The organism is Psychrobacter sp. AOP31-B2-9, from assembly GCF_052378005.1.
GTDB lineage: Bacteria > Pseudomonadota > Gammaproteobacteria > Pseudomonadales > Moraxellaceae > Psychrobacter.
Genome location: NZ_JBQSXG010000135.1, coordinates 1 through 7,955, shown reverse-complemented (window position 1 = coordinate 7,955; position 7,955 = coordinate 1). Strand labels below are relative to the sequence as shown.

7 protein-coding genes are annotated in these 7,955 nt (G+C 42.1%); all 7 read left to right on the top strand.

Annotation, left to right across the window (positions count from 1 at the left end):
- Positions 1-173: 173 nt before the first annotated feature.
- Positions 174-911 (top strand): SDR family NAD(P)-dependent oxidoreductase, encoded by a 738-nt coding sequence (locus ACT3SX_RS12435; RefSeq protein ID WP_192520406.1) that lies wholly within the window; start codon positions 174-176, stop codon positions 909-911.
- 61 nt (positions 912-972) lie between these two features.
- Positions 973-2,715 carry an NAD(P)/FAD-dependent oxidoreductase gene (locus tag ACT3SX_RS12430; protein WP_192520407.1) on the top strand — a complete coding sequence of 581 codons (1,743 nt, stop codon included), beginning with the start codon at positions 973-975 and terminating at the stop codon, positions 2,713-2,715.
- Positions 2,716-2,784: 69 nt separating this feature from the next.
- Positions 2,785-3,789, top strand: coding sequence for a DUF1365 domain-containing protein (locus tag ACT3SX_RS12425; RefSeq protein WP_192520408.1), 1,005 nt, complete (start codon positions 2,785-2,787; stop codon positions 3,787-3,789).
- Between the two features lie 86 nt (positions 3,790-3,875).
- Entirely contained in the window at positions 3,876-5,258 is a 1,383-nt protein-coding gene (locus ACT3SX_RS12420) for an SAM-dependent methyltransferase (RefSeq protein ID WP_192520409.1), read from the top strand.
- Positions 5,259-5,338: 80 nt separating this feature from the next.
- A complete protein-coding gene (locus tag ACT3SX_RS12415) occupies positions 5,339-5,749 on the top strand; it encodes a DUF2177 family protein (RefSeq protein WP_192520410.1) in 411 nt (136 codons plus the stop codon).
- Positions 5,750-5,826: 77 nt separating this feature from the next.
- A complete protein-coding gene (locus ACT3SX_RS12410) occupies positions 5,827-6,372 on the top strand; it encodes an acyl-CoA thioesterase (protein WP_192520411.1) in 546 nt (181 codons plus the stop codon).
- 195 nt (positions 6,373-6,567) lie between these two features.
- Positions 6,568-7,650: a cation diffusion facilitator family transporter gene (locus tag ACT3SX_RS12405; RefSeq protein ID WP_192520412.1), complete on the top strand. Its 1,083-nt coding sequence runs from the start codon at positions 6,568-6,570 to the stop codon at positions 7,648-7,650.
- The last annotated feature ends 305 nt before the right edge of the window (positions 7,651-7,955 follow it).

Sequence of the window (7,955 nt, the reverse complement as noted above, 5' to 3'; positions counted from 1 at the left end):
GTCTGATGCCAGCATACTTTTTAGAACACCACCAGATTTTTTAAATAAAATGAGCAATAGCTTAAATAAATACAAATAATATCGTATATCAAATGATAATAATTATTATGTATATGACGCCTTATTAAGTGGTGATTTTTATATTATAAAAGAGATGATAAAGGATAATAACGATGACAGATGCTTCTAAAAAACTCCATATTCTGATTACTGGCGCGACTTCGGGTATTGGTAACCAGTTGACCAAAGATTATCTACTAGAAGGGCATCACGTCTATGCTGTTGGTCGTGATGCGGATGCATTGGCCGAGCTCAAAGCGCTAGGCGCAGAGGTTATTGACTTGGATTTGATGGATCGGGACAAGGTGCTTGATGCCTTTGATAAAATATCTGAGATTGATGTGGCAATCTGTGGTGCTGGCATGTGTGAATATTTAGACATGCCAAACTTTGATAGCAGTGTCTTTATGAAAGTTATGTCGGTGAATATGGGCACGTTGTCGCATGCGATAGAAGGGGCCTTGCCCAAGTTGATCGCTTCAAAAGGTCGCTTGGTCGGTATCGGCTCAGCCTCTGCTTATGTACCTTTTGCCCGTGCGGAAGCTTATGGAAGCTCAAAAGCTGCTATCCATTATTTAATGAAAACTCTACAGATTAGCCTTGCGCCGCATGATGTGTCAGTCAGTTTAGTGGTACCAGGTTTCGTCGAAACGGCAATGACCAAACAAAACGATTTCCCTATGCCATTCATCCAGACACCAGAGCAAGCCAGTCAGGCCATCCGAGACGGTATAGAGAGCGGTCACGATGTCATTGAGTTTCCCAAAAAACTTACCTTTCCATTAAAAGCGTTGGGCATACTGCCAGATTTGGTATGGCAACAAGTGAGTAGCAAGCTCAATAAAAAATAAGTCATTATTGGTAACAATATTTCAGTCATCAGAACAGATGAAAATATAAAGGAAGCCCTCCATGCCGTTTATTCGCCGTAAACGTAAGAATTCAAAATCAGTCTCTAACAACGCCAGCAATGCTGCAAACAATAATCCTAAAGTCCAAACGAAAAAACGCATCGCCATTATTGGCTCAGGCGTATCAGGCTTAACCTGTGCGCATTACCTAGTGGGACAACATGACGTAACCGTGTTTGAAGCCAATGATTATATTGGTGGTCATGTAAACACGATTAATGTGGCATTACAGGATAGCAAAAAATCAAAGAGTGGTAATACTGAAAACAGTGCAATAGACACAGGGTTTATCGTATTTAATGAGCGTACTTACCCTAACTTTTTTCGCTTGCTTTATGATTTAAAAGTACCGTTTCAGTCGACAGACATGAGCTTTTCAGTGAAAAACACGGCGAGCAATTTTGAATACAACGGTCACACACTCAATACTTTAGTATCACAGCGTAAAAATGTGCTTAACCCAAAATTTTGGCAGTTTATTAAAGATATTTTACAGTTTAATAAACACATCAAGCAGTTGCGTCAGGATTACGATACTGCCCGTGCAAAAGGAGAGGACGTTAGCAGTTTTACTGAGCAAACACTTGGCAGTTATTTAGCACAAAAAAGCTATGGGGCATTGTTTAAAGACAACTATCTACTACCAATGGTTTCTGCTATTTGGTCGACCAGTCTACATGATGTAAAAGACTTTCCTTTGGTACTATTTGCACAATTTTTCGATAACCATGGGTTGCTTGATGTGGTCAACCGCCCGCAGTGGTTCACTATCAAAGGTGGATCAAAACAATATGTGAATAAACTGGTTACGCGCTTTGTTAAAGCGGGTGGCGAGGTACGAATAAATAGTCCAGTGCAATCGGTGGTTCGTGATGGTGATCAAGTGTCATTGACCGTTCAAAATGCAGCCAGTGCTGATGACAGTATTGAAAAACTGACCGAAAACTTAGTGTTCGATGAGGTGGTTTTTGCTTGTCATGCAGATACGGCGTTAAAGATTTTAAAAGATGCCAGTACTGATGAAACTGAGGTGCTGAAGCATTTCCGTTTTACTAACAACAGGGCTGTCCTTCATACCGATACCAGTATTTTACCCAAGAAGCCTTTGGCATGGGCAAGCTGGAACTACCTCATTGATGAAACAGCGTCGGGTAATGTGACTGAAGCAGGGCAAGCTATCGAAAGCGCAAAAACCCCTGCTAAGCCAGTGCTTACTTATCACATGAATATTCTGCAACGCCTCACTAAGAAACACAATTATTTAGTCACGCTCAATCCAGCGATAGCCAATAAAACTATTGATGAGAAGCAGGTTATTAAAAGTATTGATTATAGTCATCCAGTGTTTGATAAAGCGATGATGGATGCGCAAACAAAATGGTCGACTATCTCTGGTGGTAGGTCGCACACGCATTTTTGCGGAGCATATTGGTTCAATGGTTTTCATGAAGATGGCGTGCGCAGTGGGCTACGTGTGTGTCAAACGCTCGGTGATACTATTGATATCAAAGATGATGTAGACCCAAGCCATCTACCGGATGCTGAGAGTGCGCATACGCCATTTCGTTATAAAGGCTTACCGGTCAAGGCAGATATCAATGTACGAAAACTCAATAAACGTCAGGTGACAATTGCGTCTACCAATCAAGAGCTGGTTAACTACGTGAAAAGTTTACAGCCCAAAGTTGTAGATACCAATGAAAAGAAAAAGACAAGCTTGTTTGGTCGTCGAAAAGCGAAATAATGATGGCATTGCAGTTTCAAAATTGAAATTTTGGCATTAAAATCAACCAATACCATAAAAGAGCGCACTATGCCTATTGAGCAGCATTCGTCCAACAGTAAACTGCCACATCAGCTGTTCCATGGAACGACGTGGCACAGTCGATTGCTGCCAAATGTACATAAGTTTGTGTATCCGTATCGCTATTGGGGCGTCAATATCAGTGCATTGGTTAGAGGTGAAAACCTTCCTGAAATAAATACGGCAGTTTTTAGCGAGAATCAGCAGTTGAAAAGGTTGCCGTTAAAAAGGTTATTGGCAAAAGGCTTGCCATTATTTTCATCAAATAAAAAAGCCTTGCAGCAGTTTTGTCCCGATGATTATTTGCAAAAATTACAGTCACAAGGGTCAGATAGCACCAGTGATTTAAGCGACTTAGTTAAAAGTAAAAGCAAAATTAAAGACAAGAACGCAGAGGCTGATATAAATCCCATTCAAGCACTTCATGATCGTTTAAACCAAGCATTTATGGAGCAGGCAGGCAGTACGCCAAAAGGCGATATGATTGGATTGCTAGTATGCCGTAATGCAGGTATATATTTTAGCCCAGTCAATTTTTATTTGGGCTTTGACGAACAGCAGAACCCGACGCACTTGCTCGCTGAAGTGTCCAATACACCGTGGGACAAGCGCCATTACTATGGGTTCTTGCTTGATGGCGAGAATACCGAGTTTTGTCATGACAAAGACTTTCATGTGTCACCTTTTAATCCTATCGATCAGCTATATCGCTGGCAGGTTAAGGTAAAAAAGCAATCCGATAACTGCTTGCAGGTGCGTATTGGGATTGATATCAGTGATGAGCGTGGTGAAGTTTTAAAAACAGGTATAAAGATATCTGGCGTGCCAATGACCACCGCTTCTGTTCGCAAAAGCTTACGACAAAACCCGCTGATGAATATGACGTCCTTAACTCGTATTTATTGGCATGCTTTCAAACTGTATGCGATCAAAAAAGTTCCTTATATTAATTATGACGAAAAGCTAGCCGATAGCCAGCAAAAAGAAGGCAGCATGGACAAGAACAAGTATTAAGCGTTAAAAAATCCGAGTAGTTCGAGAATTTTATAAATGTAATATCAAAAATAAAGCACTTAAACTTAAATAAGGATAAACACACAATGCCAGCACGACCGACTGACCGAGCACCTGTCTCAACATTAGAAAAAGTGAGCGCGCGGATAAATCAAGCAATCAATGAGAGTACTGTATTGCAGCCAGTGAGTGGTGGGGTAAATAAAGTAGCCAGAAAGCTGATATTTCAAGCGTTGCAGCATGTTCAGTTTGGGAGCATTACTTTAATTGAGGCGTTTGACGACAATGCTCCTAAGACTACCCGTTTTGGTGGTGAGTCTGATAGCACCGTAAGCAGTTCAGCAGTCGGACGGCATTCGTTGCATGTGACTTTGATGATTCACGACACCGCTGTATATCGTCAGCTGCTGCTAGGTGGCTCTATTGCGCTAGCAGATAGCTACATTAATGGTGAGTGGGATACGGATGATTTGACTGGATTGATTCGGTTGGCAGCGCGTAACTTGACGGTACTCAATAAGTTAGAAAATCGTTTTGCAGGTATCAGTAAGGCCTTTGAAAAAGCCAAGCATCAGTTGCGTAGCAATGACAAAATTGGCTCCAAGTCCAACATATTAGCCCATTATGATTTGGGTAATGACATGTATCAGCGTTTTTTAGACGAGACGATGATGTATTCATCAGCGGTATATTGTGCGCCTGATGTGTCGTTGAGCGATGCGCAGCAGCACAAACTGGCGCTTATCTGCCAGCGTTTGCAGTTGACTGCTGACGATCATGTGGTTGAAATCGGTACTGGGTGGGGTGGTTTTGCTATTTATGCCGCCACGCATTATGGCTGTAAAGTCACGACGACGACCATCTCTGATGCGCAGTACGACGAAGCACAACGAAGAGTAGCAGCAGCAGGTCTGTCTGATAAAATTACGTTACTCAAGCAGGACTATCGTGAGCTGACAGGACAGTACGATAAGCTGGTTAGCATCGAGATGATTGAAGCCGTTGGACATGAATATTTGCCAGTATTCTTTGCTAAATGTAACAGTCTGCTGAAGCCTACAGGGCTGATGGTTTTACAGGCAATTACCTTCAATGACCAGAACTATCAAGAGTATGTCAATTCGGTTGATTTTATCCAGACGCATATATTCCCAGGTGGTTGTCTACTGTCCAACCAAGAGCTCAATACCCAGTTCACCGAGCAAACGGACATGGTGATCAAACAGCTTCATGATTATGGCTTTGATTATGCACATACGCTTAGAGATTGGCGTCTAGCCTTTATGGCACAGCGCGAAGAAATAACTGAGCTCGGTTATGATGATGCCTTTATTCGTTTATGGAATTTTTACTTTTGCTACTGCGAAGGTGGTTTTTTAGAGCGCACGATTGGTGTGGTACAAGTGACAGCCGTAAAGCCAAACAATATCGATACGCTACATTTTTCTGATTTGCCAGCGGCTGTTTAGCACACGCCCTAGGTTTGATGGAACCTCACCTGACCTTATAAGAGTTGTGTGGTTTCATTTATTTTATTGAGGAGACTATCATGGGCTATGTTTTTATTTATCTTGCTGCTGTGGTTATATTTTTGGGTATCGATGCGATCTGGCTCAAAACGATGACCAGCTTGTTCTATGAAAAGCGTATTGGCCACTTGCTTGCCGATGAGCCAAACATGGTCGCCGCTGGCGTGTTCTACCTGTTTTACTTGTTCGCACTGTGTATATTAATTCTTTATCCTCAAATCAAAGCCGGTGCGTCGCTTGGTCACATATTCTTACTTGGTGGCTTGATAGGACTAATGGCTTACGGTACGTATGATTTTACCAGTTTGGCATTGTATAAAGGCTTTACGATGGATACAGCATTAGTGGATTTTGCTTGGGGCGGGATTTTGACAGGTAGCGTAAGTACGATTGTTGCATGGTTGGCTTATCGCTTTCATTGGCTCAGCTAAATATTCTTAATGCGTTAAATCTGTCATACTGGCTCATAAGCATAGATAAATAAACGTCTCCAAAAATAAGGATCATCATGCCACAATCCAACACCAGCTCATCTGCTCAAAAAGCTCCTTTAAATAGCGAGCTATATATGTCGATACTCATGACACCCGATATGGCAAATTTTATCGGCAATGTGCATGGTGGTGATTTGTTAAAAATGCTTGATCAGGTTGCTTATGCCTGTGCCAGCCGATATAGCGGTAACTATGTGGTGACACTATCTGTCGACCAAGTGATGTTTCGAGAGCCTATCTATGTAGGTGAGCTGGTGACTTTTGCTGCCAGTGTCAACTATGTGGGAAACACCTCTATGGAGATTGGCATTCGTGTCGAAGCCGAAGACGTGCGAGCGCGTACCGTCCGTCATACCAATAGCTGTTACTTTACGATGGTCGCTATCGATGATAAGGGTAAGCCAACCGTAGTGCCACCACTTGAGATTAAAAATAATCTACAACAGTGCCGTGCGGATGCTGCGTTAGAGCGCAAAAACTTGCGTATGCAAAGCTCACATCGCCCAAGCTGTGAGTTAAAAGAGACGGTCGGAGAGCTAGATAGTGAGCATGAGCGTTAAGCTTATAGAAATATGGATGGATAGTAGGCTAATCTACTGTTGCTATTTTTCTAAGTATATATTTTTTAAGTATGTAGTTCTTAAATATATAGCTTCTAAGCATGTATCCCAATTATCTTACAATTGCTATCCTGAACCGATTATATCGTTGAGTCGCTAAATATCTATGTTTAACATGTCTGTATCGAGGCTATTATGAGTCTAAAGCCGCCAAAAACCCATTCGAAGAATACTCCCATTGCTCAACCTACGACGCGAATGGCGCGTGGTGTTGGTATGGATAATATTGACGCCAATAATGCTACTAATATTGCCACCAATGAAAGTGAGCAACACTCGAATTCATTGACGACAGTATTGATTGCTGTTGGAGCAAACCTTGTCATTGCTATTGCAAAAACTGTTGCGGCAGTGATGACAGGTTCTGCTTCTATGATAGCCGAATCCGCGCATTCTTGGGCAGATGCAGGCAACGGCACCTTGTTAATTGTTGCCGAAAAAAAGGCGGTAAAACCTGCAGATAGTAGTCACCCGTTAGGCTATGGCAAGGAGTCCTATGTTTGGTCGATGATTGCCGCTTTTGGGGTGTTTATGGCAGGCTCTATCGTCTCCATTTATACAGGTATCACCGAGTGGAATGCGGTGGAGAGCGACACCAATTACACCATCGGCTTTATTATATTAGCGGTCGCGTTTGTGCTCGAAGGATTTTCGTTAGGGCAGGCTTATTTACAAAGTAAAAAACATGGCGAGGCAATTAATATCAGTGCCATTGGTTATGTAATTAATACGTCTAACCCGACGTTACGTGGTGTGTTCTTTGAAGACTTAGCCGCTGTCATTGGCTTAGTGGTTGCTGCTGCTTCGATGGGTATGCATGCTTATACTGGACAGCCATTTTGGGATGCACTAGGCTCTATTATCGTTGGACTATTATTAGGCGCTGTAGCCATATTTTTGATTAGCCGTAACCGTGATTTTTTGGTTGGCCACAAAGTATCAGAGCAAATACATGGCTATGCATTAAGTGAGTTGCTGAATCATGCAGATATTGACAGTGTCTCGTACTTGCATCTAGAGTGGGTAGGGCCCAAAAAAATATTTATGGTGGCAGCAGTAGACATCGCTGGTAATCAAAAAGAGAGAGAAATCGCTCATAAGTTTGAAGCTATTGAAAACCAGTTTCGCAAAGACCCATTGTTTCAAGAAGTCATATTGACATTATCCGTACCAGACGCAGATGTTTTGACTTTACCGGATATAGTCACTCCACTATAAAACTGTGACTGCGCTAACCTCGCTTGAAGTATCACGTATACATACACACTCGGTTGCCTTATACTACCTTTGAATTTAATAGACTATAGTCTGCTAAAAGTAGATAACAAACCATAAGGTGATAATTATATGAGAACTTTATTTAAGAGCGCTATACTGAAAAACACCGTATTCGCTGTATCTTTAAGCATAAGTGCTGTTAGCTTGATGGCGGTGCCAACGTTATCTGCACAAGCGGCAGTACCGACGGATGCCTCTCTATTAAAACTCATCAAGGTCACTAAGGTCGTTGAGATGATGAATGT